The organism is Aquirhabdus parva (assembly GCF_003351745.1).
Taxonomy (GTDB): domain Bacteria; phylum Pseudomonadota; class Gammaproteobacteria; order Pseudomonadales; family Moraxellaceae; genus Aquirhabdus; species Aquirhabdus parva.
In genome coordinates this window covers 1,752,088-1,778,482 of record NZ_CP031222.1, presented here as the reverse complement: position 1 = coordinate 1,778,482, position 26,395 = coordinate 1,752,088, and the positions used below count along the sequence as shown (strand labels likewise).

At 42.4% G+C, this 26,395-nt stretch carries 28 protein-coding genes; 16 read left to right on the top strand and 12 right to left on the bottom strand.

The window, feature by feature from the left end:
- The first annotated feature begins 32 nt into the window (after nucleotides 1-32).
- From HYN46_RS07920 to HYN46_RS07905, 4 genes are all read left to right on the top strand, one after another.
- The gene (locus HYN46_RS07920; protein WP_114898877.1) at nucleotides 33-1,301 is read left to right on the top strand and encodes an O-succinylhomoserine sulfhydrylase; all 1,269 of its coding nucleotides are present in this window, start codon (nucleotides 33-35) and stop codon (nucleotides 1,299-1,301) included.
- Between the two features lie 116 nt (nucleotides 1,302-1,417).
- Nucleotides 1,418-2,491, top strand: coding sequence for a bifunctional nicotinamide-nucleotide adenylyltransferase/Nudix hydroxylase (locus HYN46_RS07915; protein ID WP_114898876.1), 1,074 nt, complete (start codon nucleotides 1,418-1,420; stop codon nucleotides 2,489-2,491).
- A gap of 100 nt (nucleotides 2,492-2,591) precedes the next feature.
- Nucleotides 2,592-4,022 (top strand): nicotinate phosphoribosyltransferase, encoded by a 1,431-nt coding sequence (locus tag HYN46_RS07910; protein WP_114898875.1) that lies wholly within the window; start codon nucleotides 2,592-2,594, stop codon nucleotides 4,020-4,022.
- Between the two features lie 32 nt (nucleotides 4,023-4,054).
- The gene (locus HYN46_RS07905; RefSeq protein WP_114898874.1) at nucleotides 4,055-4,567 is read left to right on the top strand and encodes a DNA-deoxyinosine glycosylase; all 513 of its coding nucleotides are present in this window, start codon (nucleotides 4,055-4,057) and stop codon (nucleotides 4,565-4,567) included.
- 16 nt (nucleotides 4,568-4,583) lie between these two features.
- Here HYN46_RS07905 and HYN46_RS07900 read toward each other — a convergent pair whose 3' ends face one another.
- The 5 genes from HYN46_RS07900 to HYN46_RS07880 all read right to left on the bottom strand — a co-directional run bounded on the left by HYN46_RS07900 (nucleotide 4,584) and on the right by HYN46_RS07880 (nucleotide 8,352).
- Nucleotides 4,584-5,378, bottom strand: coding sequence for a TrmH family RNA methyltransferase (locus tag HYN46_RS07900; protein WP_114898873.1), 795 nt, complete (start codon nucleotides 5,376-5,378; stop codon nucleotides 4,584-4,586).
- Between the two features lie 66 nt (nucleotides 5,379-5,444).
- Nucleotides 5,445-6,473 (bottom strand): class 1 fructose-bisphosphatase, encoded by a 1,029-nt coding sequence (locus HYN46_RS07895; RefSeq protein WP_114898872.1) that lies wholly within the window; start codon nucleotides 6,471-6,473, stop codon nucleotides 5,445-5,447.
- Between the two features lie 188 nt (nucleotides 6,474-6,661).
- Nucleotides 6,662-7,045, bottom strand: coding sequence for a DUF2237 family protein (locus HYN46_RS07890; protein WP_114898871.1), 384 nt, complete (start codon nucleotides 7,043-7,045; stop codon nucleotides 6,662-6,664).
- Nucleotides 7,046-7,277: 232 nt separating this feature from the next.
- Complete coding sequence (locus HYN46_RS07885) at nucleotides 7,278-8,054, bottom strand: rhomboid family intramembrane serine protease (protein WP_114898870.1); 777 nt, start codon at nucleotides 8,052-8,054, stop codon at nucleotides 7,278-7,280.
- A 13-nt stretch (nucleotides 8,055-8,067) separates the two neighbouring features.
- Nucleotides 8,068-8,352 (bottom strand): glutaredoxin family protein, encoded by a 285-nt coding sequence (locus HYN46_RS07880; RefSeq protein WP_114898869.1) that lies wholly within the window; start codon nucleotides 8,350-8,352, stop codon nucleotides 8,068-8,070.
- A 195-nt stretch (nucleotides 8,353-8,547) separates the two neighbouring features.
- Here HYN46_RS07880 and mtgA point away from each other — a divergent pair, with 195 nt between their 5' ends.
- Nucleotides 8,548-9,225, top strand: a complete 678-nt coding sequence (gene mtgA / locus HYN46_RS07875; RefSeq protein WP_114898868.1) for a monofunctional biosynthetic peptidoglycan transglycosylase — start codon at nucleotides 8,548-8,550, stop codon at nucleotides 9,223-9,225.
- Nucleotides 9,226-9,429: 204 nt separating this feature from the next.
- A complete protein-coding gene (gene ppk1 / locus HYN46_RS07870; RefSeq protein ID WP_114898867.1) occupies nucleotides 9,430-11,511 on the top strand; it encodes a polyphosphate kinase 1 in 2,082 nt (693 codons plus the stop codon).
- A 62-nt stretch (nucleotides 11,512-11,573) separates the two neighbouring features.
- Here ppk1 and HYN46_RS07865 read toward each other — a convergent pair whose 3' ends face one another.
- The 7 genes from HYN46_RS07865 to HYN46_RS07835 all read right to left on the bottom strand — a co-directional run bounded on the left by HYN46_RS07865 (nucleotide 11,574) and on the right by HYN46_RS07835 (nucleotide 17,506).
- Nucleotides 11,574-12,131 (bottom strand): DUF3617 domain-containing protein, encoded by a 558-nt coding sequence (locus tag HYN46_RS07865; protein WP_228254934.1) that lies wholly within the window; start codon nucleotides 12,129-12,131, stop codon nucleotides 11,574-11,576.
- Nucleotides 12,132-12,190: 59 nt separating this feature from the next.
- Nucleotides 12,191-12,856, bottom strand: coding sequence for a class I SAM-dependent methyltransferase (locus HYN46_RS07860; protein ID WP_114898865.1), 666 nt, complete (start codon nucleotides 12,854-12,856; stop codon nucleotides 12,191-12,193).
- A gap of 260 nt (nucleotides 12,857-13,116) precedes the next feature.
- Nucleotides 13,117-14,013, bottom strand: a complete 897-nt coding sequence (locus tag HYN46_RS07855) for a hydrogen peroxide-inducible genes activator (RefSeq protein WP_114898864.1) — start codon at nucleotides 14,011-14,013, stop codon at nucleotides 13,117-13,119.
- 3 nt (nucleotides 14,014-14,016) lie between these two features.
- Entirely contained in the window at nucleotides 14,017-14,964 is a 948-nt protein-coding gene (locus tag HYN46_RS07850; RefSeq protein WP_114900677.1) for an alpha/beta fold hydrolase, read from the bottom strand.
- Nucleotides 14,965-15,172: 208 nt separating this feature from the next.
- Nucleotides 15,173-16,345, bottom strand: a complete 1,173-nt coding sequence (locus tag HYN46_RS07845) for an NAD(P)/FAD-dependent oxidoreductase (protein ID WP_114898863.1) — start codon at nucleotides 16,343-16,345, stop codon at nucleotides 15,173-15,175.
- A 300-nt stretch (nucleotides 16,346-16,645) separates the two neighbouring features.
- Entirely contained in the window at nucleotides 16,646-16,810 is a 165-nt protein-coding gene (gene rubA / locus HYN46_RS07840; RefSeq protein WP_114898862.1) for a rubredoxin RubA, read from the bottom strand.
- A 207-nt stretch (nucleotides 16,811-17,017) separates the two neighbouring features.
- On the bottom strand, nucleotides 17,018-17,506 hold the full coding sequence (locus HYN46_RS07835) for a rubrerythrin family protein (protein ID WP_114898861.1): 489 nt from the start codon (nucleotides 17,504-17,506) through the stop codon (nucleotides 17,018-17,020).
- A gap of 351 nt (nucleotides 17,507-17,857) precedes the next feature.
- Here HYN46_RS07835 and HYN46_RS07830 point away from each other — a divergent pair, with 351 nt between their 5' ends.
- The 10 genes from HYN46_RS07830 (at nucleotide 17,858) to pdxJ (ending at nucleotide 26,300) form a co-directional block, all read left to right on the top strand.
- On the top strand, nucleotides 17,858-18,490 hold the full coding sequence (locus HYN46_RS07830; protein WP_162818120.1) for a YceI family protein: 633 nt from the start codon (nucleotides 17,858-17,860) through the stop codon (nucleotides 18,488-18,490).
- Nucleotides 18,491-18,556: 66 nt separating this feature from the next.
- Nucleotides 18,557-19,000 (top strand): acyl-CoA thioesterase, encoded by a 444-nt coding sequence (locus HYN46_RS07825; RefSeq protein WP_114898859.1) that lies wholly within the window; start codon nucleotides 18,557-18,559, stop codon nucleotides 18,998-19,000.
- A 165-nt stretch (nucleotides 19,001-19,165) separates the two neighbouring features.
- The gene (gene lepA, locus HYN46_RS07820) at nucleotides 19,166-20,986 is read left to right on the top strand and encodes a translation elongation factor 4 (protein ID WP_407640778.1); all 1,821 of its coding nucleotides are present in this window, start codon (nucleotides 19,166-19,168) and stop codon (nucleotides 20,984-20,986) included.
- 89 nt (nucleotides 20,987-21,075) lie between these two features.
- Nucleotides 21,076-21,897: a signal peptidase I gene (lepB, locus tag HYN46_RS07815; protein WP_114898858.1), complete on the top strand. Its 822-nt coding sequence runs from the start codon at nucleotides 21,076-21,078 to the stop codon at nucleotides 21,895-21,897.
- A 45-nt stretch (nucleotides 21,898-21,942) separates the two neighbouring features.
- Entirely contained in the window at nucleotides 21,943-22,317 is a 375-nt protein-coding gene (locus tag HYN46_RS07810; protein WP_114898857.1) for a DUF4845 domain-containing protein, read from the top strand.
- 41 nt (nucleotides 22,318-22,358) lie between these two features.
- Entirely contained in the window at nucleotides 22,359-23,066 is a 708-nt protein-coding gene (rnc, locus tag HYN46_RS07805; RefSeq protein WP_114898856.1) for a ribonuclease III, read from the top strand.
- 125 nt (nucleotides 23,067-23,191) lie between these two features.
- Complete coding sequence (era, locus tag HYN46_RS07800) at nucleotides 23,192-24,343, top strand: GTPase Era (RefSeq protein WP_114898855.1); 1,152 nt, start codon at nucleotides 23,192-23,194, stop codon at nucleotides 24,341-24,343.
- A 32-nt stretch (nucleotides 24,344-24,375) separates the two neighbouring features.
- A complete protein-coding gene (locus HYN46_RS07795) occupies nucleotides 24,376-24,603 on the top strand; it encodes an NF038104 family lipoprotein (RefSeq protein WP_114898854.1) in 228 nt (75 codons plus the stop codon).
- 32 nt (nucleotides 24,604-24,635) lie between these two features.
- The gene (gene recO / locus HYN46_RS07790; RefSeq protein WP_114898853.1) at nucleotides 24,636-25,325 is read left to right on the top strand and encodes a DNA repair protein RecO; all 690 of its coding nucleotides are present in this window, start codon (nucleotides 24,636-24,638) and stop codon (nucleotides 25,323-25,325) included.
- Nucleotides 25,326-25,559: 234 nt separating this feature from the next.
- Nucleotides 25,560-26,300, top strand: coding sequence for a pyridoxine 5'-phosphate synthase (gene pdxJ, locus HYN46_RS07785; protein WP_114898852.1), 741 nt, complete (start codon nucleotides 25,560-25,562; stop codon nucleotides 26,298-26,300).
- The last annotated feature ends 95 nt before the right edge of the window (nucleotides 26,301-26,395 follow it).

Sequence of the window (26,395 nt, the reverse complement as noted above, 5' to 3'; positions counted from 1 at the left end):
TGTTTTTTTGCTTTATCTCAATGAGTAGTGTCATGACTGATTTACCTGAGCGTTTACCCCGTGGTTTGCAATACGAACTTAACCAAGATAATGATGGTCTTGCAGAACCACAATTTTCTTTTGATACCTTAGCTGTTCGTGCGGGCCATACTCCAACCCATGAGGCAGAACACAGCGAGCCAATTTTTCTCACCTCTTCATTTGTCTATGGCAGTGCAGCCGAAGCTGCACAGGTATTTGGAGGCGAAAAAACTGGCAACATTTACTCTCGGTTTACTAACCCAACGGTACGTATTTTTGAGCAACGCTTAGCTGCCTTGGAAGGTGGAGAGCGCTGCGTTGCTACCGCATCAGGCATGGCAGCCATTCTGTCTGTTGCGATGGCTTATCTTGCTGCTGGTGATCATGTTGTTTGTTCGCGTGCTGTGTTTGGAACAACGACAGCATTATTTGATAAATACATGCGTAAGTTCGGGGTAAGCACAACATTCGTTGACTTGACTGATTTGGCCCAGTGGAAAGATGCAATTAAGGATGGCAAAACCAAGTTGTTTTTTTGTGAAACTCCAAGTAATCCTTTGTCGCAAGTAGCGGATCTGAAAGCCTTGGCAACGCTTGCACATGAGCACGATATTCTACTTGCCGTAGATAACTGTTTTTGTACGCCAGCCCTGCAACAGCCTCTCAAGTTTGGCGCCGATTTAATTATCCATTCGGCAACGAAATATCTGGATGGGCAAGGGCGAGCATTGGGTGGAGCAGTCGTAGGTAGTGCTAAGTTGCTGGAAGAGGTTTTTCTTGTGACTCGCACACTTGGACCATCAATGAGTCCATTTAATGCATGGGTTTTTCTAAAGGGCTTAGAGACTTTGCGTTTACGTATGGAAGCCCATTCAGCCAGTGCGTTGAAATTAGCACTTTGGTTAGAAGCACATCCTGCTGTAAAGCAAGTGTATTACAGTGGTTTGCCAAGCCATGCGGGCCATGAATTGGCAAAAAACCAGCAGCGCGCATTTGGTGGAATTGTTTCCTTTGAGGTAAAAGGGGATACGCCAGAGCAGAGCCGTGCAGCGGCTTGGCAGGTCATTGATTCAACTAAAATGCTTTCCATAACGGGAAATCTAGGTGATACCAAAACCACGATCACTCATCCAGCGACAACTACACATGGTCGTTTATCTGCTGAAGCTAAGCAACTGGCCGGTGTGACTGAAGGACTCATTCGGATCGCGGTAGGGTTAGAAGATATCGAAGATATCCAACAGGATTTAGCACGCGGGTTGAATGCATTGGTTGGATAGTTCCAACCTCTTAGCCGCTACAAAACCGTATTGACAGTCAGCATTGTCGTCTATTAGATTCAAGACGTGCACTTCGATAGACGATAGTGCACTTATCAACGCCAAGGAGCTTGCGCGTGAATAACGATTCTGAATCTCGATTAGATCACTCATCAAATGATGTATTTGACTTCGATTACCTCGTGTTTATTGGTCGCTTTCAACCCTTCCATTTCGGACATGAGTCCGTAATCAGTGCAGCTCTAGCACGTAGTCGTCAAGTGATCGTGTTGATTGGCTCCGCATTCTTACCGCGTAGTACACGTAATGCATTTAGTTATGACGAGCGTGTACGAATGATTCTAGCTGCTTTCAATGCCGATGATGCAAAACGGATCCACTGTGTTCCTTTGAACGACTGTCTATATAACGATACGCGTTGGGTAGTACATGTTCAACAATCCGTTGCATCGGTTGTGGATATCGAGTCTAAAAAAAATGCCAAGGCACGGATTGGTTTAATTGGTCATAGCAAAGATAAGACATCCTACTACCTCTCCCTGTTTCCCCATTGGCCGTCTGTTCCGGTCGAAAACTATCAAGGCATTTCTGCAACGCCAATTCGGGAGAGTTATTTACTCGGTGCGATGCCTCAACCAGATCGCGTACCTGAAAGTACATCTAAATTGCTTGCGGAGTTTAAGAAAACATCTGCTTATGCACTTCTACAAGAAGAAGCATGGTTTATCGATACCTATCGCAAGCAATGGGAGCGCTCGCCGTATCCACCAACATTTGTGACTGTTGATGCTGTTGTTGTCCAGTCGGGTCATATTTTACTTGTAGAACGCAAAGCAATGCCAGGGCGTGGCTTGTGGGCATTGCCGGGTGGGTTTATTGGTGAGCGTGAAACATTGGTAGATGCTTGTATCCGCGAGCTCCGTGAAGAAACACGACTTAAAGTGCCTGATCCTGTGCTACGTGGATCGCTGCATGGTGAGCGTAGTTTTGATGATCCCTATCGTTCAGCTCGGGGTCGCACGATTACCCATGCATTTTACTTTGCATTAAAAAACGACCCAGAAGGATTGCCTCGCGTAAAAGGGGGCGATGACGCCAAAAGTGCTTTTTGGGTTCCCTTAGCAAATGTAACACCAGATTTATTATACGAAGATCACTATGCCATCATGAATGAAATGATCGGATTGTGATTGTCCTTATTGTTTTAGATCAATTTTAAGATGTTCAAAAGGAGGCGAGCCGATAGACGGCTGACTCTTATTATTCACTGCCCGACAGAGGAGTTCTGGCATGGCATCCGCAAATAAAATCGGTCAACTAACGAACCGTCTTAGCAACATGCTGCTGAATAGCGATAGCTACAAATACTCGCATTGGTTGCAATATCCCCCGGACACACGTTTTATCTCAAGCTATATCGAACCGCGTGGTGGTTTGTTTTCTGAAGTGGTATTTTTTGGTTTACAGGCATTTTTAATTGAATATCTATCGCATCCGATCACATCTACAGATGTTGAAGAGGCTGCATTACTATTAAATGCTCATGGCGTACCCTTTCACCGTGACGGTTGGCAATATATTGTTGATCAACATCATGGATTCTTGCCGATTGCAATTGAAGCGCTTGCTGAAGGTACTGTTCTTCCTGCAAAAAATGCCGTGCTACAGATCGTCAATACTGATCCGAAATGCTATTGGCTGACGAGTTTTCTTGAAACGGCATTGTTGCGCGCTATTTGGTATCCATCGACAGTGGCGAGTCAAAGTTATGCCTGTCGCCAGATCATTCACCGCGCGATGGAAAAAACCTGTGAATCACTAAGTGGGCTGCCATTCAAACTCCATGACTTTGGCGCGCGTGGTGTCTCAAGCTTAGAAAGTGCAGCACTGGGTGGTTTAGGGCATCTAGTGAATTTCATGGGCACTGACACTGTCAGTAGTTTAATTGCCGCCACACGTTGGTACGGAATGACGACTCCAGAACAAATCGCAGGATTTTCAATTCCTGCTGCAGAGCACAGTACGATTACCTCATGGGGGCGAGAGGGAGAGGTAGATGCCTATCGTAATATGCTCCGTCAATTTGGTGGTCCCGGAAAAATCCTAGCAGTAGTCAGTGATAGCTATGATTTGTGGAATGCCATTGATAATCTGTGGGGGGGGGAGCTACGCGAGGAAGTCAAGCAGCAAGGCGGTGTCTTAGTGATTCGCCCTGACAGTGGAGACCCAGTCAAGATTGTACGCGAGTCACTAGAACGCTTGGCCGTACGCTTTGGTTATCGTATCAATGAAAAAGGCTATAAGGTCCTACCAGATTATGTCCGCATTATCCAAGGAGATGGCATCAACGCTGTAAGTTTGCAGACAATTTTAGATGCAATTATCGTTGCAGGGTTTAGCGTCGATAACTTGGCATTCGGCATGGGCGGTGGTTTATTACAGCAAGTCGATCGCGACACACTGGGCTGGGCGATGAAAGCGAGCGCAGCGGATGTCGGAGGGATATGGCGTGATGTTTATAAAGACCCTATCACCAGCCAAGCCAAACGCAGTAAGCGCGGACGATTAGCCGTAATTGAAACTGAACATGGCATTGAAACAATTCGTTTAGATGAGCTTGTAGGAAGAAAAAATCTCCTCCAACCCATCTTTGAGAATGGCAAGCTATTACATGAAGTCACCTTGACTGAAATTCGTAAACGCGCCGGTTGGGGCGATTAAATGTCGATGATTTTGATAATACGAGCTGAATCATGAGTGGTGTATTGATCCGTAGCTTTGAACCTGTGATCTCTGATTCAGCCCGTGTTTTGATTTTAGGAAGTATGCCTGGCGTTAAATCTTTGACTGAAGAGCAGTACTATGCACATCCACAGAATGCATTTTGGCGCGTGATGTCACTACTTTTGGATATTGATCAAGATGCATCTTATCCAGAAAAGCTTATGCATTTAAAGTCCTCAGGCATAGCGCTTTGGGATGTACTCCGAACCTGTCAACGTCATGGCAGTTTAGATTCAAGTATTGTGCCGGAGACAGAAACTGAGAACGACTTTAAAACTTTATTCCAAAATTATCCAAAGATTAGGCACGTTTTCTTCAATGGTGCAAAAGCTGAAGCATCATTTAAACGCCATGCTTTAGCTAAAGTTAAGAGTTTCAATATTGAATATCTACGATTGCCATCAACCAGTCCCGCACATGCAGGGATGTCATTTGAGGCGAAGTTGGATGCATGGCGTATTGTACTGGATACTCTGAAATGATAAAAAAGGGGGAGGACTAAATCAGTCTTTGCCGAACCATTTCAAACATACATACCGCCCCTGCAACCGCAACATTAAGTGACTCTTGGCCACCAGGCTGTGGGATACTGACTGAAATTGCATTCTCTAAAGCAATTTGACTTGCACCTTGACCCTCATTGCCCATAAGCCATGCAATTGGGGTTTTAAGATTCAGCGCATATAAACTCTGATTTGCATGTGAACTTGTTGCATGTAACGGTATCGTTAAACGCTCAAGAATCTCTTTAATATCAGCATGCTCAATAACTTGTATGCCAAATTGAGCTCCCATACCCGCGCGCAAAACGCGAGGAGACCAGACGAGGGCAGTACCTTTTGTACAAATAACTTGTTTAATCCCTGCAGCTGCAGCGGTACGTAAAAGTGTGCCCACATTACCCGCATCTTGAACATCTTCAAGAATCAAAACATCCGTATTCAATTGCTCAGGCAATGCTACAAATGCAGTATCAATCAAAGCCATAATATCGATGCCCTGACCCAAGGTACGCATTTCTTTGTATAGCGCATCAGGAAGAATAAAACGCGCGACGCTAGGCCATGCATCCAACAGATCATTTGCTTCAGGATGTGTTTGTGCGCTTTCTGCAATAAAGATACTATCTGGGATCTTTCCCGCGCGTTGATAAGCATCCAATAAATGAATGCCTTCAAGTACCGTTTGGCTCGATTTTCGTCGAACACTTGCATGCTCAAGCAAACCACGTAAATGTTTTAAACGTGGATTGTCACGAGACGTGATCGGCAAAAAGGGTTTTTCGGGAAGCATAAAACAAACAATACCTTAATATGAAACCAAGAGAGCTAGACGCTTAATACTTTGAAATATCGAAGATTACTCTTGAAATTCGGAATTAGGCGATAAATGATAATGTGTTACACGTAACACCTCATTGCGCGAACCCAATACCACAGGAACACGTTGATGTAGCCCATCAGGATTGACATCCATAATACGTTGGCGACCTGTCGTAGAGGCACCACCTGCTTGCTCGATTAAAAAGCTCATCGGGTTAGCTTCGTACATCAAACGCAACTTTCCCGCTTTTTTCGGGTCTTTAAGATCGTATGGATACATAAATATGCCGCCACGAATCAAAATACGATGTACATCTCCAACCATAGATGCAACCCAACGCATATTGAAATCCTTACCACGCACACCCGTCTTACCTTCTAAGCATTCGCTAATATAGCGCTGCATTGGGGGCTCCCAATGACGCTGGTTTGACATGTTAATTGCAAATTCTTGAGTATCTTCAGGAATCGTCAACTTCTCGGAGGTGAGAATAAACTCACCGAGATCACGATCTAGTGTAAAGACGTCGACGCCATCACCCAATGTTAAAACAAGCAGTGTTGAAGGGCCGTAAAGTGCATAACCCGCGGCAACTTGATGTTGACCCGCCTGAAAGAAATCTTCAGTCGTGACTGCATTGCTGTTTGGACGCTCTAAAATCGAGAAGATCGTTCCTACACTCATGTTCACATCAATATTGCTTGAGCCATCTAAAGGGTCAAACAAAATCAGATAGCGACCAGAATCACTCGCCACAATCATTTCATCCATTTCTTCAGAAGCAATCGCTGCAGCCTGTCCACCCCCAAGTAATGTATCAACCATTAAAACATTAGAAATAATGTCCAGTTTCTTTTGTGTTTCACCCTGAACATTGTCTGTATTGGCACTACCCAAAATCCCTGCCAACGCGCCTTTATGTAACGCAGCACTGATCCCTTTACATGCGATTGCTGTTTGCAAAATCAATTGTGTCAGGTCTACGGATAAGTGATTAATACGTCTTGGAGAATGGCTATTGGCTTGACGAGTCAAAAGATATTGATTAAGTGTAATCGCAGACATAGAGTCACTCTGTGTAGATGAATTGATATAAATAGCTTTTTTCACGAACATGAGCGTCGTGATTAAAGGGTTACAGACAGCGAATTGGGCAGAAGGTTATTTTAGCGCGAATTATCCCAAAAAAATTAATTATCTTTAATCAAAATTTATAGACTCTTTTCGGGGAGTGCTAAATCACTATCCATTTCCTAAATAGCGTACTCACGAAGTTCTTCTAGGGTAACCACCGACAATGCCGCAGCATGGCATGCTTCTAATTTGACCTTTGGTGCAACACCAGCATCCAGAGCTTCTTTCCAACGTGTGACACATAAGCACCAATAGTCACCTGGTACCAAACCCTGAAAATCAAATTGGGGGATTGGTGTAACCAAATCATTTCCCATTTGCATCGAAAAACTTAAAAACTCTGCAGTCACTTGTACGCAAACCGTATGCAAACCGAAATCCTGTAATCCGGTATGACAGAATCCGTCGCGGTAATAACCCGTTATTGGGCTAAAACAACAGCTTGCCAAAGGTTCACCCAAAACATTGCGTGTATTAATGGATGGATCGGGGTGTATAGACATTCAAAAATCCTGTTTTTAGCATAAAGTATAGCAATTAAACTAACGCCGCTTTTGAGGCTGTTTTTATACGTAATGAAAGAAATCAAAAAAAATACTTATTCAATGAGTATAGCTCCCAAATACGGCAACCCTAAGACTATAAAGCAAAAAGCTACTTTTCATCTACAGGATATAACATCCTCGTGTAAAGAGCCGCTTATCCCCTTGAGTTTGTCACAGACTCAATTCTTGATTATGGATGAAGTTTCAACTCTGACAATATATCTGCACGTATAGGCAAGAGCTCAGCAGCTTGTTCTTGAAGCTGTTTTAATATGATCCAACTGACTAGGAGTAAAAGAAAAAAAATGCTGACTCTGAATAACTTTTTAACAGTAGGAGATCGTTGGTCAGTAAGAGAGAAAACCAATCCAACCAGTGCCCCAGTCAATAAACCACCAAAATGCGCCGCATTATCAATCCCTTGGACACTTAAGCCAAATGCAAAATTGATCGCCATAATGGCCAATAGCGGTTTTAGTTTCAACGTCTGATTAACATGCAGCCCACTTTTTGGACGCCATGCTGCAATAATTAAAGCACCTCCTAAACCCATGATGGCACCAGATGCACCAGCACTAATAGGGGGAATATCACCCTTAAACATCATCTCTACGCTAGCCTGATTATGCATAAGGCTCACTAAGCTTCCAACTAGACCTGCACTTAAATACAAGCCTAAATAGTAGAGTCTGCCATAATAAAATTCTGTATAAATACCAAATGCATAGAGTGCCCAGCAATTCACAGCCAAATGGATAATTCCTATATGCAAAAACATATTACTGAGTAACCGCCAGCTATCCCCAGTCAATGTCAGTGGTGCAAAGTTAGCACCCCAGCGAAGTAAATCGACAGTTGATGGACTAAAAACATTGACGCCATTCAATGTTTCAATAGTAAAAACTAAGATGTTTATTAAAAGAAAAAATCCCGTTAATCTCAAAGTCTTCACGTTAGATAAAAACATGCTCAATCAACTCCTAGTCTGTTGATTTTAAAATTTCAGATGGGATTTGGACTGCAGTCTGATGTTGTTCCTGATGCCACTGTATAAGTTCAACCAATGAAAAGGGCCAATGATGTTCTTCATGCTTGATCTTGAGAACGGGAATAAATAAGCCTAATCGTTCCGTTTCCTCTTGTGCTAAATCAATAATATCTTGATGGTACCAATCAACAAAACGAGCCATTGCTAGCTGCTGCAATAAAAGTGTTGCGTTTTCGCATAAATGACAGCCTTGTGTGGCGTATAGAATCCATGTCATCGATATCTAATAGACCTTGGTTAAAAGAAGTGATTGATGCGAATTCAAAGAAATATCCTAGTATTCAATGTATTTGTTGAAAATAGAATCAAAAAGTATTCATTTAATTTTCAAGAGGTGCTGTTTCCGAACATGAATCATCGTTAAATCGGCTATGCTTAAGTCATCTTAACTTTTTTTGATGCTTAGGCGTACATGAAAGCTCTATTGATTCGCAGCCTGTTGGTTCTAGTGTCATTATTCCTTGCCGTTCAGCTCTGGGTATTTGCATGTTTATTATGGTGGCAGCACTTTCCTGTTCATCACTCCATGTTTATGCGTGCTTATAGTTGGAGCTCCGAAGGAAAGCCGCTTGATCAACAATGGGTCGATGATGCAAATATTAGTATCCATGTAAAACGTGCATTGATCGCAGGCGAAGATGCCAAGTTTATATACCATCATGGATTTGATTGGGATGGTATCCGTGCCGCACTGCAAAAAAATGATAAAAAAGGGCATGTCGTAGCAGGGGGCTCGACGATCAGCCAACAATTGGCCAAAAATCTATTCCTGACTAATCAGCGTTCTTATATTCGTAAGGGTGAAGAGGCTATTATCACGTGGATGATGGAGCGAATGTGGAGCAAACAGCGTATCTTAGAAGTGTATCTGAATGTGATTGAGTTTGGACGTGGTATTTATGGGATAGAGGCTGCAGCTCAATATTACTATGGCAAATCTGCATCGCAAATTAATGCTGCCGAAGCAGCAAAGCTAGCAGGACTTGTGCCGAATCCTGTGTATTATCAAGTGAATCCCAAAGATCGTAAAATGCTACGTCGTGTTGGGCTCATTAGGCGCTACATGGAGTATTCTCGCACCCCTGAATAGAGTTGATGCGGCGAATGTAATTTGAGATAGTGTTGAAAAAGCTACGGCTCAGTATCTGTCAATAAACTGTCATATTCCATCTCCACAATAGAGAGGAAACATGCAAATGATTGTTAAAACACTATTTCAAACAGATTTCGATACCAGCAACCTGCATATACTCACCCCATTTTGACCATACTTATTTGAAAAGCTAGGAATATCATGAATCAGGCCGTCCAAACTTCTGAAGCGATTGAATACGATCAAAGCGTTCGCTATCTGAATCGCGATCTGTCCTTATTAGACTTTCATTTACGCGTACTTGAGCAGGCTGTTGATCCATTACACCCGGTCATTGAGCGCTTGGTTTTCCTGCTCATTTTCTCACGTAATATGGATGAATTTTTTGAAGTGCGCGTTGCAGGCTTGATGCAGCAGTTGAGTTATAGTGATGATACAACGACTCCTGATGGCATGCATCCATCGGAGATCCTTGCAAAAATTTCAGAAACAGCACATGCCGCAATTGATCGTCAATACCGAATTTTAAATGAAGAAGTATTACCCGCACTTGCCGAAGAAAATATTCGCTTCTTGCGCCGCGAAGAGCTAACTAATGACCAAGCGACTTGGGTTCATCAATATTTTCGCGAACAAGTTTTACCTGTACTAACACCAATTAGCTTGGATCCTGCGCATCCATTTCCTCGCTTGGTCAATAAAAGCTTGAACTTCATCGTTACCTTAGATGGTAAAGATGCTTTTGGCCGCGATATAAAATTTGCAATTGTTCCGGCACCACGCTCACTTCCACGTGTAGTTCGTTTGCCAGATCATTTAACCGGCGGATTTGAACATCATGTAATGCTGTCGGCAATTATTCATGAACATGTGAGTGAGTTATTCCCAGGAATGTCAGCCACTGGTTGTCATCAATTCCGTGTCACGCGAAATGCTGACTTAGAGTTTGATGAAGAAGCTGAAGACGTTGCCAAAGCATTGAAAGGCGGACTGAGTTCTCGCCGCTTTGGACGGGCTGTACGTCTTGAGGTCACTAGCCATTGCCCTGAAAATATCGTTGAATATTTACTACGTCGTTTTGGTTTGAATCAAACTCAATTATATAAAGTGAACGGTCCCGTAAATTTAGCACGTCTATTGTCGAACTTTAATCGACCTAAAATGCGCTATAAATCCTTCACACCGGCAATGCCTGCGGCGTTAAAAAGCTCTGAAGACATTTTTGCCGCAATTAAAAAGCAAGATATTTTAATTCATCACCCTTTTGAATCTTTTGCACCAGTTATCAATTTTCTCCGTGAAGCCGCGCGTGACCCACAGGTCTTGGCAATCAAGCAAACGCTGTACCGCAGCGGTGCTGACTCTGAGATTGTACAAATTTTGGCTGATGCCGCACGTCAAGGCAAAGAAGTAACCGCTATTATTGAACTTCGTGCACGCTTCGATGAAGAGTCTAATATGGAAGTCGCCAACATCTTGCAAGAAGCAGGAGCTGTCGTCGTTTATGGAATTGTTGGTTATAAAACCCATGCTAAAATGATTTTAGTTGTGCGTCGCGAAGGTGACAAACTGACCCGTTATGTACACTTGGGAACAGGAAACTACCACGCTGGCAATGCCCGGATGTATACCGATTACGGTTTACTATCGGCAAATCCGCAGTTATCTGAAGATGTCCATAAAATTTTCCAAGAACTTACAGGCATGGGGAAGGCTGCAAAATTACAGAAATTATTACATGCACCGTTCACTCTACATCCGCAACTTCTTGCATATATTGATGAAGAAATTGGCTTTGCCAAATCTGGCAAAGGTGGGCACATCATTGTTAAAGTAAATGCTTTGACTGAGCGCCAATTGATTGACGCGCTTTATAAAGCCTCGCAAGCCGGTGTAAAAGTTGAGCTGATTATTCGTTCTACCTGCTGTTTACGCCCAGGTGTTCCAGGATTGTCTGATAATATTAACGTACGTTCAATTGTCGGTCGCTTTCTAGAGCATACCCGTGTTTATTACTTCGGAAGTGGTGGAGAACCGAAGGTCTATTGTGCCAGTGCCGATTGGATGGATCGTAATTTATTCTCTCGCGTCGAGGTGTGTTTCCCTATAGACAATGGGCATCTGCGTCGTCGGATTATTCAACAAGGTCTGCAGAACTATCTTGAAGATAATCAACAAGCTTGGAATCTCACCAAAGAAGGTATATGGGAGCGTGTCGTCCCTAAAGAAGGGGAGCCATTACATATGGCTCAATCAATACTGCTTGAGAAATTAGCACGCTAGTCCTAGAGGATGCAGCGTATGAAGCTGGATATTTATTCAGCTTCATCTTTCTAAAATAAAAATTACTTGCTGTTTTGTGGCAACTGTTGACGATAAGACTCCATTTTCGCTTTCCAGTTTGGTCGCTCCTCTATACCTGAGCAATTGGATGTCAACCAATGCCCTTTAATATCAATATGTGTCTTTACTGATGCTGCGGTGATATCAATCGTTCCGATCATATTCTCTGGGTTTAATGCCTCGACGGTGATTAGTGCAGTTGAGGCGTGGGGTGCTGGGCAGGTACTCTCTAAAGTCATTTTAGTTGAAGAGCTGGAAATCACTTTCCTTGTACATGAGCCAAACTCATTGGCGCTCAGCATTTTATTTTGATCAAGATCTGCCTGCGTGATGCAACTTTTATTCACATGGGGTTTTTGATTGGCTTTAATTCCTGCTTCAATTTTTGCACGCATTGCTGGAGGAATCTTCGCAAGCGTTTCAGCGGGAAGAGTCATACCTTTGGCTGAACTTGACGTAGTCACCTCCCAAGCTCCAGCCTTAACGTTGAGTGTAGCGGCCTGGCAAATGAGTGGGATAAAAACGATAGACCAGATAGAACATGTTTTAAAGATATTCATCATCTAGACTCTCAATGTAGCATCAGATCCCATTTTGGAAATGATGATTTTTCACATCATTAGGACGGAGTTTTATACTCAAATGCCCAAAAATATTCCCAACTCGTAAATTTACATTGTTGACCCAAATCAATCATTAATGATTTGAATTCAGAAGCGCAAGGGAAATTTTTTAAAATTCGGTGAGCTGTACCATCTTCAAGAATTCGAGTTTGGTAAGTATTACCGTGAGCATCGTATTGAGTTAGTGGAGAACTACTCCCTTCAACGTACCGATTATCGATCAAAATAACTTTTGAACCCGGTTCAAGCAACGCATTTAGTCCGAGTATAAACTCACGACGCCTTGCTTTGGGGATATGGGAAAACCAGAACCCTGCGAAGGCCGCGTTGAATTTTCCGATATCATGTTCAAGTTCATACGCATCCCCGTCGATAAAAGAGACTTTACTATTGGTTATGCGCTTACGAGCCATACGTATGGTTTCTGGAGCGGTGTCTATCGCGACTATATGCTCGGCTGCCGGAGCAATGAATTGTGTCCAATATCCAGTCCCGCAAGCAACTTCAAGGACTTTGGCTTTTGAAAAGAAATCAGGTAACCAGTCTTCAACGATTCTTAGATTTTCCTGTCGCTCGGGCTTAAGGTATCCGTGGTCATATTCAGCGGCAAGAGCCGTGGCTTGAGTATAATAAGATTGAATGGATAGTTTATGAATCGACATCGTGTAACCCCTTTGGATGAGCACTATTCAACGTCTTAAGCCATATCTGATACTGATAATTATGTTATGGCGGTCTTTTTATTGAGTTGTATTACAATCTTTATTAAAGTTTATGTGAAATCTTGTTGTTTTTTACAGCGTGTTTATGGAAGTTACTCGCAAAGTTATAGTCCGTCAAGCGCTTAGCGACATTAGGAGACTCTAATATTTAATTTTAGATCATTAATATAAGTATATTAGATATTTATGGACATAAAAAATTACTGGAGTTGGCGGATTAGCTTCGCTAATGCGTCAAGTTCAACCTGCTGAGTTGTGCTTTTACGGGCTAATAAAGCTAAAGTCCGGGTAGGCGGTTCGATTAAAGGTTGACACACAAGCATCGGATAGCCTTGTAAAAAACCTGAATCAATTGCCATTTGGGGCATTAGTGTAAAACCGAGTTGAGCGGCAACCATTTCGATTAAAGTAGGCAAGCTCGTTGCTTCTAGATCCCCTAAATTTGCGCGATCACCTAGACTACACACACTTAGTGCATGTTCTCTTAGACAATGTCCCTCCTCTAAGAGCAGGAGTTCTTCGAGTGGTAATTGACTAACGCGTTGATTATTTTTTTGTGCTAAAAGGTCATCCTCATGGCAAACAAGTAGAAGCGGCTCTGTCTGTAGTGAAGTGACTTGAAGATTTTCAGTCGGATAGGGTAATGCAAGCAGTACCATATCCAAATCACCGTTTTCTAAGTCTTGGACTAGAATTTGGCTTTGAGCTTCATGTATGCGTAAGTTTAATTTGGGATATTGTGTGCGTACGGCGTGTAATAGCTTGGCAAGGACAAAAGGAGCAATGGTTGGAATAACACCAAGATGCAAATCACCCGTCAAAGGTTCACCAAGTTCGCGACTAAGTTTAAGCAAGTCCCCTGCATCAGCAAGCATTAATCTGGCTCGTTCAACCACTTGCTCACCTAAAGGCGTAAGGCGAACCGTTTGACGGCTACGCTCTACCAAAGCGCCCCCTAAAACACGTTCTAACTCAATAATCCCACCTGACAGTGTAGATTGCGTGACAAAGGAGCGCTTTGCCGCTTCAGTGAAGTGCAAGGTTTCCGCAAGTGTCACCAGATACGACAATTGGCGGAGCGAAGGAAGAGCAGACATAGATTATGGCTTTGAGTGAGATTTAATGTGTTGGGTAAAGAGCTTAACTAAGAGTGGAGTATAGCCTTTAGGGATATCGTGTGCCATGCCGCTAATCAAATGAAATTTTGCACCCTTAATCGCTTTAGCCGCCGCACGTCCATGTGCAACGGGTAATAGTCTGTCCTCGCTACCATGAAGAACGATTGTTGGTGCAGTAATTTTCTCACCTTCCGCACGAAGGGAACCCGTTGTGAGTACTGCGAGATATTGACGCATTACCCCTGCTGGTGAATAACTACGTCGATACAGTGTACGCGCAAATTCTATTTTTTCTTCTTCAGTACTTTGATCCGGCGTACCAATGGCAGCAAATAACTTCAATGAATGTTTAACTAGCCCGGCTTCATCTTGCGAATCAGGACGACCAGTTAAAGCATTAAACTGTTTTGGATAAGGTGGGGGGAGGAAGGCGCGATTATTACTACTGAATAATAGCCCCAAAGTTGCAACTTTTTCAGGATAATTTGCTGCCAAAATTTGCGCAATCATCCCCCCCATAGAACCCCCAATTACATGTGCTTTTTCAATGCCCAGAGCATCCAACAAACCTTTGGTGTCGTTTGCCATGTCGTATAGCGTATAAAGCGCCCCATCTGTTTTTAAACCAAAGGTGAAGCGGGCCATTAATTGAGCCTGACTGAAACGAGGAGATTTCTCACGCATTTTGCTAGATAAACCAATGTCGCGATTATCAAAGCGCACAACGCGATAACCTGCATCAATCAACCCTTTACAGAAAAAATCACGCCACAACAGCATTTGCGCTCCAAGGCCCATAATTAGCAAAATGACTGGCGCATCCTCTTTACCACCAATTTCAACATGAAAATCTAGATCCCCAACCTTTACCGTAGTTTGTTGCATGAAGTCAGCATAAGGTGATGGGCTAAAAATAATAGGCGTTTGCAATGAAGACATAATTTTTTCCGTGTAGTACGCGTTGTTTAAAGTATTAAGGTACTTAGTATTGACTTAGCCTAACATAATCTTCTGACAATTTGTATTGTCAGAAGATTATTAAATGTCAAGCGAATGCATTAAACCCAGTATAGATTGAGAATAAAAAAGCAAAAAAAACGCCTGCATAGTACAGGCGTTTTCTGGTATTCGCATTGAATTAAGCGGGCAAACCTAATAAGTCAGGGACCAACTTCGTCAATGCCATACGTTGCTTAGTCGCTGTTGGGCCAAGCAGAATAAAGCCTTGCAGTACATCACCAATTGTTGCTTTAGCGATCATACCGTCTTCGAGTTCTTCAAAATTCCAAGTCACCTCAAGATGGGGAGCTGGAGGAAGTACAACTAAGGGCGCGGCAGGCGTTTTAACACTGACTGGCATAGCAGGATAATGCACCAAGCTAGGATTACCCGTTAGTGTTTGCGCTAAAGCACGCGCTTGCTGCATTAATGGCATCACATAGGGTAATAAGTGACCTTCAACTTCAGCGCAATCGCCCATTGCATAAATATCAGCATGGCTGGTTTGCAACGATTGATTGACTTGAATACCGCGATTAATCGCCAATTCAGCTGCATGTGCAAGTTCGGTATTGGGTTTCAAACCAATTGCAGAAAGCACAATATCAACTTCAAAAGTTTGGCCATTAGCAAGTGTCACACTCAGCCCAGTATCTGTATGCGCTATATGCTTAACCGTTGTTGCAAGTTCGAAGCGTATCCCTTTGGCTTCTAATTGCTTTTGAAACGCAATTGCAACCTCCTGAGGCAATAAACGGCCTAAAGGGCGTGGCGCAAGATCGACGACAGTGACGTCGTGCTCAGTGGTTAATAAGTCATTGGCAAACTCACAACCAATCAAACCGGCACCTAGCAGCAGAACTCGTTTACTTTTCTTTTGTGCTAACGAGGCATGGAAGGTTTTGTAGTCGATTAATGAGTTAATCGCATAGACTTCCGAAGTACCATCGCCTTCAATCGGAATACGGATTGGGCTTGCACCAACAGCTAAAACCAGTTTTGCATAGGGTTGGGTGACGATACCTGCATCTGTTCTTAGTGTTAAGGTTTTATTTTCTTTATCAATTTCTAAAACTTGGGTATGTGCCATGATTGACGCTTTGAGTTGCTCAGTCATTTTAGCGTGATCGCCCATACCAATTTGTTCAGGTAGCTTTCCACCACTTAATGCATTTGATAATACGGGTTTTGAATAGTTGATAGCATCATCAGCAGTGATGATCAAAAGCGGTGCTTCTGCACTGGCTTTACGTAGCTCGCGAGCGAGAGTATAACCAGCCATTCCGGAACCAACGACAACGATGGGATTCATAATATTATCCATGTGAAGGCAACTACTTAAATTTGATTGATTCTATAAATATAGGGACATCTTTGCAGTATAAAACTAAGTGCTTGGAATCGATGTATTAAAAAAGATCAATATCATTCCTAATACAAAGCCATATGCTATTTCCGCAAATAGAACCAAAAAAGATTGCACATATATCATTTAGATATAAAAAACGCTTTGTTTCAAGATTTTACGCAACAAGTGCCTTTAATCTTAAATTCAAAGCGTTTGGCTGTACTGATTTAAAAAATATCAGCATGGCTGGTCAATAATGAGAAATTATACTTCGATCATTTCAAAATCAGCTTTGCCCACACCGCAGTCAGGGCAAACCCAGCTGTCTGGAATGTCATCCCACAGAGTGCCTGCTGGGATGCCATCATCTGGCCAGCCGATTGCTTCATCATAGATCCAACCACAAACGATACATTGATACTTTTTCATTACTTTCTCCGAAGGGCGCACGGTGGGAGTGATGTCATCGTGACATCTTGAGTCCTGCCAGTACGTCAAATTTGCCGCGATTATACAGCGATTGTTAAATATCTAAAACCCAAGGTATTCATTGAGCGTCTAAATTTCCCATATAAAACCCCAAAATGTCTTTTAAACCAGACCTGTTGGGCGAAAAATTCAACCAAAAAAGCGTCATTATCCCCGTGCAAGCAATTCATCAAGTGCATGTTGATAGTGATTGGCATGACGCTCCTCAACTTTTGCAAGCGCTGCAAAGCGCTTTGCTGCCTTTTCAAGCACAGCTTTAAACTGGCTAGCATGTACCTTCGATTCTTCAATCTGCTCATCGTATTCGGCAACAGCTGCGGTGTTTCCTTCTTCAATTGCCAAGTGACGAAATTGGGGATACATTTCAGTGTATTCGTATGTTTCGCCTTCAATAGCTATTTGCAATGCTTTTGCTGATGTCATTTCTGCTTTAGGATAAAGTAGATCTAAATGACCGAAAGCATGCATGACTTCTTGAGACGCGGTCTCTTCAAAAATTTTGGCCGTTTCTTCGTCACCCATTTCGCGGGCAAGCTTGGCGAAATAACGGTATTTGATATGTGCCATCGACTCACCGGCAAAAGCCGATTCAAGATTTTTGATGGTGATTGATTGTGTTGCTGCTGGGTTTGTCATGACATCCTCGCTATGAACTTCAGTAATCTTGCAATCTCGACTCTATAAAGTGTCTATTAAAGTCTTGATGAAAAGATCGAGTTAAAGAAAATTGTTTGATCGATGACAATCCAAGTTTTAATCGACTAAAACATGCTGTCGTCTCGATGAAGCAAAGATACAATTGGAGGAGTTATTTGTCTAACCGTTAATTCTTATACTTTTGATCGAAAAAAACGATTTAAAACTGTAAGAGGTAGCTTTTTAATATTTTTTCGATTGTGAATGCTGTGAGAAATGATGGCTCCATGTTTTAATCAGTGTTTTCAGAAGCGGATTGTCATTAATGTCAAAAAAACGGAGCGGAGAATAATGAAAAATTTTAAAAAAATATTTTCAAAGCGATTAACGCTAAAAATGAGTTTTATTGCGCTCTTTATGCTAAGTCCTGTTTTAGCATTCGCAGCGGACTGGCAGATTGATACCAGTAAAACGCTGATTCGTTTTGCTACGGCTGGGATCATGAAGGTCGATGGTGGATTTGATCGCCTTGATGGTCAGATTAAAGGTGATGCATTTGATCCTACACATATGGAAACCACTATTTCTGTTCAAGCGAATAGTATATCTACTGGATCGGGGATGCGTGATGACATCCTCAAAGGTAGCTCTTTCTTTAATGTCGAAAAGTACCCAGTGATCAGGTTTAAAAGTACGCTGGTCACTTTAATTGATCCTGCACATGCATTGGTACGCGGCGACTTAACAATGATTGGGGTTACCAAGTCTATTGAGTTTACCATGGCATTAGAAAAGCCGAAGTTTGATGCCACATCTAAAATCGTGACGATTAATACCAAAGCTAATCTAACAGTGAATCGTAATGATTGGGGCATGGACAGTTATTCGGCCATGGTTGATAAAAATATTTCGGTTCATGTAGAAAGTGCCTTAGTATCAAGTAATGTCTCTCCCGTGACACTGAGCAAAATCGCTGCCCAGTGATTAACGTGCAGGGAACGTTAATCAAAACAGCATGAATTAACTCGGATATAACTCAGTAGGCTACGAATGAATAATCAATCCTCTCATCAACCAACCACTACTCAATCCGCTGTATTTCAAAAAATCTATACCGTCCAACCCGCAGATATCGACGGGCTTGGACACATGAATAACACTGTCTATTTAAAGCTTATGGAAGATATGGCCTGGAGCCACTCGAATGTGTTAGGGATAACCGTCGAAGATTTTCAGCGTTTAGGATATGCAATGGTGGCCCGAGAGCATCATATGACCTATTTAGCAGCTCTGTTTCCTGACGAAAAGGTTCAGATGGAAACTTGGCTAGATAATAACAATGCCTTGAACTTACATCGTTATTATCGATTTACTCGATTATCTGATCAAAAACTTGCTTTTGAAGGGCATACCCACTGGGTCTGTATTGCGATTGATACTGGACGCCCACATCGTATGCCCCCAGAATTTAAAGTAGCTTATGGCGTCAAGTAAGTGCATTTAATGGATTCTTTTTTTTAAATGATACATATTAAAAAGCTACACCAACTCAGATAAGACCTCGTGAATTAAAGCGATATCGCTTTCGTAAGCGAAGCATCTTGCAAGAAAATGCGCTAGAATGCGGCACTATTTTCTTTTGAACCCTATAAGCCTACCGTGACTGATAAGCATACCGTGACTGACATTACGCATATTCGAAATTTTTCAATTATCGCCCATATTGACCATGGCAAATCAACACTCGCTGACCGTTTCATTCAGCGCTGTGGCGGCTTGCAAGATCGTGAAATGCAGGCGCAAGTCCTTGACTCTATGGACTTAGAGCGTGAGCGTGGAATTACAATTAAAGCGCACTCGGTGACATTATATTTTAATCACCCTAATGGTGAGCGTTATCAGTTAAATTTTATTGATACACCGGGTCATGTCGACTTCTCATATGAAGTGTCTCGTAGCTTAGCTGCCTGTGAAGGTGCATTGTTGGTTGTCGATGCTGCCCAAGGCGTCGAAGCACAGTCGGTTGCAAACTGCTATACCGCAATTGAGCAAGGTTTAGAAGTTGTTCCTGTCTTAAATAAAATTGATTTGCCTCAAGTTGAACCAGAACGTGTAATCAAAGAAATTGAAGAAATCATCGGAATCGCAGCAGATGATGCTCCACGTGTTTCAGCGAAAACGGGGATCGGTATTGATGATCTACTCGTTGCTTTGGTCGAGCGCATTCCTGCGCCGACAGGAGATCCTGAGGCGCCTTTACAAGCATTAATTATTGACTCTTGGTTTGACAACTATTTAGGTGTTGTCTCGTTGGTACGAGTGCGTCATGGTCGCATTAAAAAAGGCGACAAAATGCTGGTGAAATCTACGGGACAAAGTCATCCCGTTTCTTCAGTAGGGGTATTTAACCCTAAGCATTCAGAAACACCATATCTCCAAGCTGGTGAAGTGGGTTTTGTCATCGCAGGTATTAAGGATATTTTTGGCGCTCCCGTGGGTGACACGATCACTCTGCACGGCACCCCTGATGTTGAAATGCTGCCAGGATTCAAGAAAGTTAAGCCTCAAGTGTATGCAGGTTTGTTTCCAATTGATTCCAGCGATTTTGAAGCGTTTCGAGATGCCCTACAGAAACTTAAAATTAATGATTCTGCACTCTTTTTTGAACCAGAATCTTCTGATGCACTGGGCTTCGGATTCCGCTGTGGATTCTTAGGTATGCTGCACATGGAGATCGTTCAAGAACGTTTAGAGCGTGAATACAATCTTGATCTGATTACTTCTGCACCTACCGTTATTTACGAAGCGGTGCAGAAAAATGGTGATGTCATTCTGGTGGATAATCCATCAAAAATGCCCGATGGAAGTACTACAGAAGAATTACGCGAGCCGATTGCAGAGTGTCATATTCTTGTTCCTCAAGACTATTTGGGCAATGTGATGACCCTGTGTATTGAACGCCGCGGAGTGCAAAAAGACTTGAAGTTTTTAGGTAATCAAGTCTCCCTGACTTTTGAAGTACCTTTGGCCGAAGTTGTACTCGATTTCTTTGATCGCTTGAAATCAGTATCACGTGGTTTTGCTTCATTGGATTACAATTTTGTACGCTTTCAGCCTGCACGTTTGGTTAAAGTTGACGTGCTTATCAATGGCGAAAAAGTGGATGCATTAGCCATGATTTCTCACATGGAAGATGCACGTTTCCGTGGAAACTCCTTGGTAGAGAAGATGAAGGATTTGATTCCTCGTCAAATGTTTGATGTCGCTATTCAAGCGGCAATCGGTAGCCAGATTATTGCGCGCTCTACCGTGAAAGCCATGCGTAAAAACGTTTTGGCCAAGTGTTATGGCGGTGACGTGTCACGTAAGAAAAAACTGTTAAATAAGCAAAAAGAAGGCAAGAAACGCATGAAGCAGGTGGGCAGTGTTGAAATTCCACAAGAGGCGTTCCTTGCTGTATTGCAAGTCGACAAGAAATAAGTTAATTGAGCCAAGGGTACGATTGCAACAAAATCCTTTGGTTTTAATTCATCGATGAAAATGGGCTTTTAAAAGAAGGTTGTGCTGCAATGGATTTTGACTTTAATCTGATACTGGTTCCTGCAACACTGATTTTTTTTGCAATCTGGTTGCTGGATAAATTAGTACTCAAACAGCGCAAGCGCGTTAAATCGGGTGAAATTGCCACAGAAAGCATGTGGGTGAGTTGGGGTTATGATTTTTTCCCAATTCTTGCACTCGTCTTGATTGTCCGTTCATTCATATTTGAACCCTTTAATATTCCATCTGAATCAATGAACCCGACGTTGTTGACTGGAGATTTTATTCTCGTTAATAAATTTGATTATGGCGTCCGTTTGCCTATCACAAATACCAAAATTTTAGACAGCGGTGAACCTAAACGGGGAGAGGTAGTCGTATTTCGCTATCCGCTCAACCCTTCGACAAATTACATTAAACGCCTAGTAGGATTACCTGGTGACAAAATTGTTTATGACGAAGGAAATTTGACCATTAATGGTGAGAAGGTTGCAAAAGTTGCATTACCAGATATGGGTGACCCAGCTTATGAGCAGTTCTCCCGTGAACAAATGGGAACACACAGCCATATCACTCGCGAACTTTCTGGCGTATGGTCGGCATCACAAGCACCATTTGTCAATTCGCTTAATAATGGCGCATTTGTTGCGAGTAATGGTCACCACTGGGAGGTAACAGTTCCTGCTAAGCATTATTTCATGATGGGTGATAATCGTGATCGCAGTGCAGATAGCCGCTTTTGGGGTTTTGTCCCTGAAGAAAATTTAGCTGGTCGTGCAGTTTATGTGTGGATGCATAAAGAACCGGGCTGGCATTTACCTAGCTTTAGTCGTAATGGTGTGATTAACTAAAGACTTAAGATTTTTTCTATTTAATAGCGCAGACAGGGGCGTAACATGCGTGGACAAAAAGGGATGTCATACTGGGGTATTGTTGCAATTTTATTTATTGCATTTATAAGCGTTCAATTTACTTTAGCTGTAGGCGGTGTCTATCTCGATGATTTCACGATGAATAAGATTATAACCGAGCGCCTAAAAGCAGCACCGACCGATAGTAATCCAGAAGCACTTATGCGCGAATTTAGTCAACAGTTTGATATGAATGGCATTCGCGATGTTAAGGTTAGCGATTATTTAACGGTAACTACCGATGGTGGTATTGAGGTGGTTAAGCAATATGAAGTCCGCAAAAACTTTATTGCAAATATTGATTTGGTCATTCATTTCAAAAAGATATTTGATCAAAAGTCAATTCAGGCGGGAAATTAATTGTACCAACAGGTTAGTATAAATAGCAGTGCGTTTTTTTCATGACTGAGTCCTTAAAAGTTGTTCGATTACAAAAGGCTTTAGGCTATCGTTTCAGTAAGCTTGAACTATGCCAACAAGCACTGACCCATCGCTCGGTGAGTTCAAAATCCAATTACGAGCGGCTTGAGTTCATGGGTGATGCACTATTGGGCGTCATTATTGCCTGCTATCTCTATGATCGCTTTCCAAGCGAGGATGAAGGACGTCTGACACGTCTGCGTTCGACATTAGTGAGGCAAGACTCACTGGCCGCGATTGCCAAGGATTTAAAGCTGGGAGAGTATCTTATTTTAGGTAGCGGGGAGATGAAAAGTGGTGGTCATCGCCGTGAGTCTATTTTAGCTGATGCAGTTGAGGCTTTGATCGGTGCAATGTATTTAGATTCATCCGATTTAAATATTGTACGAGATGTTGTGCTGCAATGGTATGAGCCTTACCTGACAACACTAGTTCCTAAGGATACCTTAAAAGATCCTAAGACAAGGTTGCAAGAGTTACTGCAAGCTAAGCACTTACCTTTGCCTGCATATACTTTGACTGCCACTCAAGGTGAAGCACATAACCAAACCTTTACGGTGGAATGCCATGTCGAAGGTGCTCCCGTGACTGTCGGACATGGACAAAGTCGACGTTATGCGGAACAAAGTGCAGCAAGTGAACTATTACAGTTTTTGGAATCGCTTTCCCCTAAGATAAAGTCTTCGTAATATAATTACCAAGACATCTCCAACAATGACCCGTAATCAACGTATATTTGATATGTAGATTTATTTGTTCGATGGTTTTTTTAAAGCCTTCGAGATCACCTCTTCTTTATTTAAGCGATAATACAATGACTAATTCAAACAGCAATCCTTCGAACAAATACGACTTGCCTGAACACTTTCTGGATAATGACGCGTCTCAACTCACCAGTGAAGAGCTTGACACGTTGACTTATCATAAAATTGACATCACTGAAGAAAGCTCCGCTAGTTCTGCAAATCAACCAAAACAACAGAACAAAGCTGTTGCAGATGACCTTATTAGTCAATTTTTTAAAGACTCTCCCGTCGTTCCCGCTGATTTTCGGGCAGGGTTTGTCGCGATTGTCGGACGTCCTAATGTTGGAAAGTCGACTTTGATGAATCATCTACTCGGACAAAAACTTTCGATTACTTCGCGTAAACCGCAAACAACCCGTCATAAAATCGTTGGAATTGATACCCGTGATAATGTACAAGCGGTTTATGTTGATACGCCAGGCATGCATAAGAAAGAAGTACGTGCAATCAATCGCATGATGAACAAAGCGGCTACATCTGCGCTACGGGACGTGAACCTTGTTTTATTCGTCGTAGATGCTTTGAAATGGGTTCCAGACGATGAATTAGTCCTTGAGAAGCTGATTCATGCTGAAATGCCAGTCGTGCTAGTGATTAATAAGTCCGATACGCTGGACAATAAAAATACACTTCTACCGCATATCGAACGTTTATCTACACGGATGAAGTTTAGCGAAATTGTACCGGTATCTGCTTTACGAGGTTCTAATTTAGATCGTTTACATGAAGTTATTGGACAACATCTTCCTTTTTCTCCCCCCCTTTACGGATTAGATCAAATTACGGATCGTCCTGCACGATTCTTAGTTTCTGAAATAATTCGCGAAAAAATTATGCGTCAATTGGGCGAGGAAATTCCTTATGACCTGACGGTACAAATTGAAAGTTTTAAACAAGAGCCCGAAGCGGTTAAAGCAAATGGGCAGAAGAAAGCCGCTTGTACTTTCATTGATGCCACGATTCTCGTTGAACGTCAGGGCCAAAAAGCCATTGTGATCGGTGATAAAGGTTCACGTTTAAAGCAGATTGGTGTAGAAGCAAGGCAAGATATGGAAAAGCTACTTGAGCAGAAGATCATGCTGACGCTGTGGGTTAAAGTAAAAGGGGGCTGGTCTGATGATGAGCGAGCATTAAAAAGTCTCGGTTACGGTGATATCTAACAAGTATTTTATTTCAAGGAAAGGGAAGTGTAATGAAGAAAGTTTTATTGGCCTGTATCGCATCATCGAGCCTCTTATTATCAGGTTGTATTACGGATATTGTGACTGTTCCACTTGGCATCGCTTATGACGTCACTAAAGTTGCAGTTAAAGGAACGGCAGCCGTAGTCGGGGGAACAGTTGACCTTTTAACGCCCGATAGCAAAGACAAGAAAGATGATGATAAAAAAGATACGAGTAAAAGTGACGCTGCGAGTTGATATAAGTTTAATCAATCAGCTAAACGGAATTTATGATGCGTAACGAACCGCTTCACGGTTATGTTCTACATCAGCGTGCTTATCGTGAAAATAGTAAGCTTGTAAACTTCTTATCATTTGAAGCCGGACGGGTAGATGGGATTGCTCGGCAGAGTATCCCTTCGCTTTATCAGCCGACACTCCTATTCGCAACAGGAAAATCAACCCTTAAAACTTTTGCTAAAGCTGAAACGGTGGGGACTGCGAACGTACTCTCCGGAGACGCGCTATTTGCTGGATTCTACTTAAATGAATTATTAGTGAGGCTACTGCCTCATCAAGAGCCTTTGCCTATCGTCGTGACTGCCTATACCCATGCTTTGCAGGCTCTTGCTGACCAGCAATCTTTAATCGCAACCTTAAGGCGTTTTGAACTCGTTCTTTTGTCACAGCTGGGGTATGCCATAGACTTTAAAAATGATCGTTTAGGTGTACCCATTCAACCTCATTTGCTATACCGTTATCAGAGAGATGAGGGTTTTGCGCTTCATACCTCGGGTGAAACCGGTATGTCATTATTAGCAATGGGTGATCTAAGTGATGAGGTTCCACTCATACTTGCCGAAGAGTCTCTTCCCATGTTAACGCGAATTTTGCGTAATGCGTTGGCGGCACAATTAGGTGATAAACCTTTAAAAAGTCGGGCTCTTTGGATATCCAGTAAGACAAATATTTCGAAATAATATTATGCGTTTATGCAGACTAGAGACAAGCTTAAAAATTGTGCATACCTTACGATAGTTCGTTTACGCTATATAAAAAGATAAACAGTGTGTCCTATCCATCAAGCGTATATTAAAGCTTTGAACGAAGAATAGGGAATTAGGTTATCTTTTGACGTATATCAACAGCATTAAACCATAATCGTTATATGCTTATTAATATCATGATCTAACACAAATTATAGGAGCTTAAAAATGTCGCTTTTACTTGGGGTAAATATCGACCATGTCGCCACTTTGCGTCAAGCACGTGGCACCGCATACCCTGATCCAGTGGCAGCAGCACTCCTATGTGAACGTGTTGGAGCCGACGGCATCACTTTACATTTACGAGAAGACCGTCGGCATATACAAGATGACGATGTCCGTCGTATGCGCCCTCTCTTACAAACACGAATGAATCTGGAAATTGCTGTTACAGATTTTATGATTGATTTTGCATGTGAAATTCGACCTCAACATGTTTGCCTAGTCCCAGAGAAACGCAATGAGCTTACGACCGAGGGCGGGCTTGATGTGGTCCGCCAACATAAAAAAATTCAACATGCTGTGGAAGTACTTACCAAGGCGGGGTGTGAGGTGTCATTGTTTATTGATCCTTGCGTACAGCAAATTGATGCTGCGATTGCCTGCGGTGCTCCTGTAGTAGAGCTCCATACGGGCTCATATGCAGAAGCAGTTGGTGACCATCAGTTATTAGAACTAGAGCGGATTACCGATGTAACGGCTTATGCTGTGGATTTAGATTTGATTGTTAATGCAGGTCATGGTCTAAATATCAGTAATGTCGCAGCAATTGCAGCAATTCCAACGATCCATGAGTTAAATATTGGTCATGCATTAATTGCAGATAGTATTTTCATTGGTCTTGAAGCTGCGATTCGAGACATGAGGGCCGCAATGCTCGATGCAAGATCCGCTGCGCGTATACGATAAATTGATGCAAAATGTATGGTGACATGATTTTGACTCATCAAACCATGCATATTAAGTTACATCATGGACAGAATATGCTGATCTGAATCAGTTAT

Excerpts from the sequence above, each read along its gene's own strand:
- HYN46_RS07910 (WP_114898875.1), top strand. The coding sequence starts at position 2,592 with ATGGCATCCGCAAATAAAATCGGTCAACTAACGAACCGTCTTAGCAAC.
- HYN46_RS07920 (WP_114898877.1), top strand. The coding sequence starts at position 33 with ATGACTGATTTACCTGAGCGTTTACCCCGTGGTTTGCAATACGAACTT.
- rubA (WP_114898862.1), bottom strand. The coding sequence starts at position 16,810 with ATGAAAAAGTATCAATGTATCGTTTGTGGTTGGATCTATGATGAAGCA.
- mtgA (WP_114898868.1), top strand. The coding sequence starts at position 8,548 with ATGAAAGCTCTATTGATTCGCAGCCTGTTGGTTCTAGTGTCATTATTC.
- era (WP_114898855.1), top strand. The coding sequence starts at position 23,192 with ATGACTAATTCAAACAGCAATCCTTCGAACAAATACGACTTGCCTGAA.
- ppk1 (WP_114898867.1), top strand. The coding sequence starts at position 9,430 with ATGAATCAGGCCGTCCAAACTTCTGAAGCGATTGAATACGATCAAAGC.
- HYN46_RS07905 (WP_114898874.1), top strand. The coding sequence starts at position 4,055 with ATGAGTGGTGTATTGATCCGTAGCTTTGAACCTGTGATCTCTGATTCA.
- HYN46_RS07855 (WP_114898864.1), bottom strand. The coding sequence starts at position 14,013 with ATGTCTGCTCTTCCTTCGCTCCGCCAATTGTCGTATCTGGTGACACTT.
- HYN46_RS07845 (WP_114898863.1), bottom strand. The coding sequence starts at position 16,345 with ATGAATCCCATCGTTGTCGTTGGTTCCGGAATGGCTGGTTATACTCTC.
- HYN46_RS07890 (WP_114898871.1), bottom strand. The coding sequence starts at position 7,045 with ATGTCTATACACCCCGATCCATCCATTAATACACGCAATGTTTTGGGT.
- HYN46_RS07835 (WP_114898861.1), bottom strand. The coding sequence starts at position 17,506 with ATGACAAACCCAGCAGCAACACAATCAATCACCATCAAAAATCTTGAA.
- HYN46_RS07825 (WP_114898859.1), top strand. The coding sequence starts at position 18,557 with ATGAATAATCAATCCTCTCATCAACCAACCACTACTCAATCCGCTGTA.
- HYN46_RS07860 (WP_114898865.1), bottom strand. The coding sequence starts at position 12,856 with ATGTCGATTCATAAACTATCCATTCAATCTTATTATACTCAAGCCACG.
- lepB (WP_114898858.1), top strand. The coding sequence starts at position 21,076 with ATGGATTTTGACTTTAATCTGATACTGGTTCCTGCAACACTGATTTTT.
- HYN46_RS07830 (WP_162818120.1), top strand. The coding sequence starts at position 17,858 with ATGAAAAATTTTAAAAAAATATTTTCAAAGCGATTAACGCTAAAAATG.
- rnc (WP_114898856.1), top strand. The coding sequence starts at position 22,359 with ATGACTGAGTCCTTAAAAGTTGTTCGATTACAAAAGGCTTTAGGCTAT.
- HYN46_RS07810 (WP_114898857.1), top strand. The coding sequence starts at position 21,943 with ATGCGTGGACAAAAAGGGATGTCATACTGGGGTATTGTTGCAATTTTA.
- HYN46_RS07885 (WP_114898870.1), bottom strand. The coding sequence starts at position 8,054 with ATGTTTTTATCTAACGTGAAGACTTTGAGATTAACGGGATTTTTTCTT.
- HYN46_RS07900 (WP_114898873.1), bottom strand. The coding sequence starts at position 5,378 with ATGCTTCCCGAAAAACCCTTTTTGCCGATCACGTCTCGTGACAATCCA.
- pdxJ (WP_114898852.1), top strand. The coding sequence starts at position 25,560 with ATGTCGCTTTTACTTGGGGTAAATATCGACCATGTCGCCACTTTGCGT.
- recO (WP_114898853.1), top strand. The coding sequence starts at position 24,636 with ATGATGCGTAACGAACCGCTTCACGGTTATGTTCTACATCAGCGTGCT.
- HYN46_RS07865 (WP_228254934.1), bottom strand. The coding sequence starts at position 12,131 with ATGAATATCTTTAAAACATGTTCTATCTGGTCTATCGTTTTTATCCCA.
- HYN46_RS07895 (WP_114898872.1), bottom strand. The coding sequence starts at position 6,473 with ATGTCTGCGATTACACTTAATCAATATCTTTTGACTCGTCAAGCCAAT.
- HYN46_RS07795 (WP_114898854.1), top strand. The coding sequence starts at position 24,376 with ATGAAGAAAGTTTTATTGGCCTGTATCGCATCATCGAGCCTCTTATTA.
- HYN46_RS07880 (WP_114898869.1), bottom strand. The coding sequence starts at position 8,352 with ATGACATGGATTCTATACGCCACACAAGGCTGTCATTTATGCGAAAAC.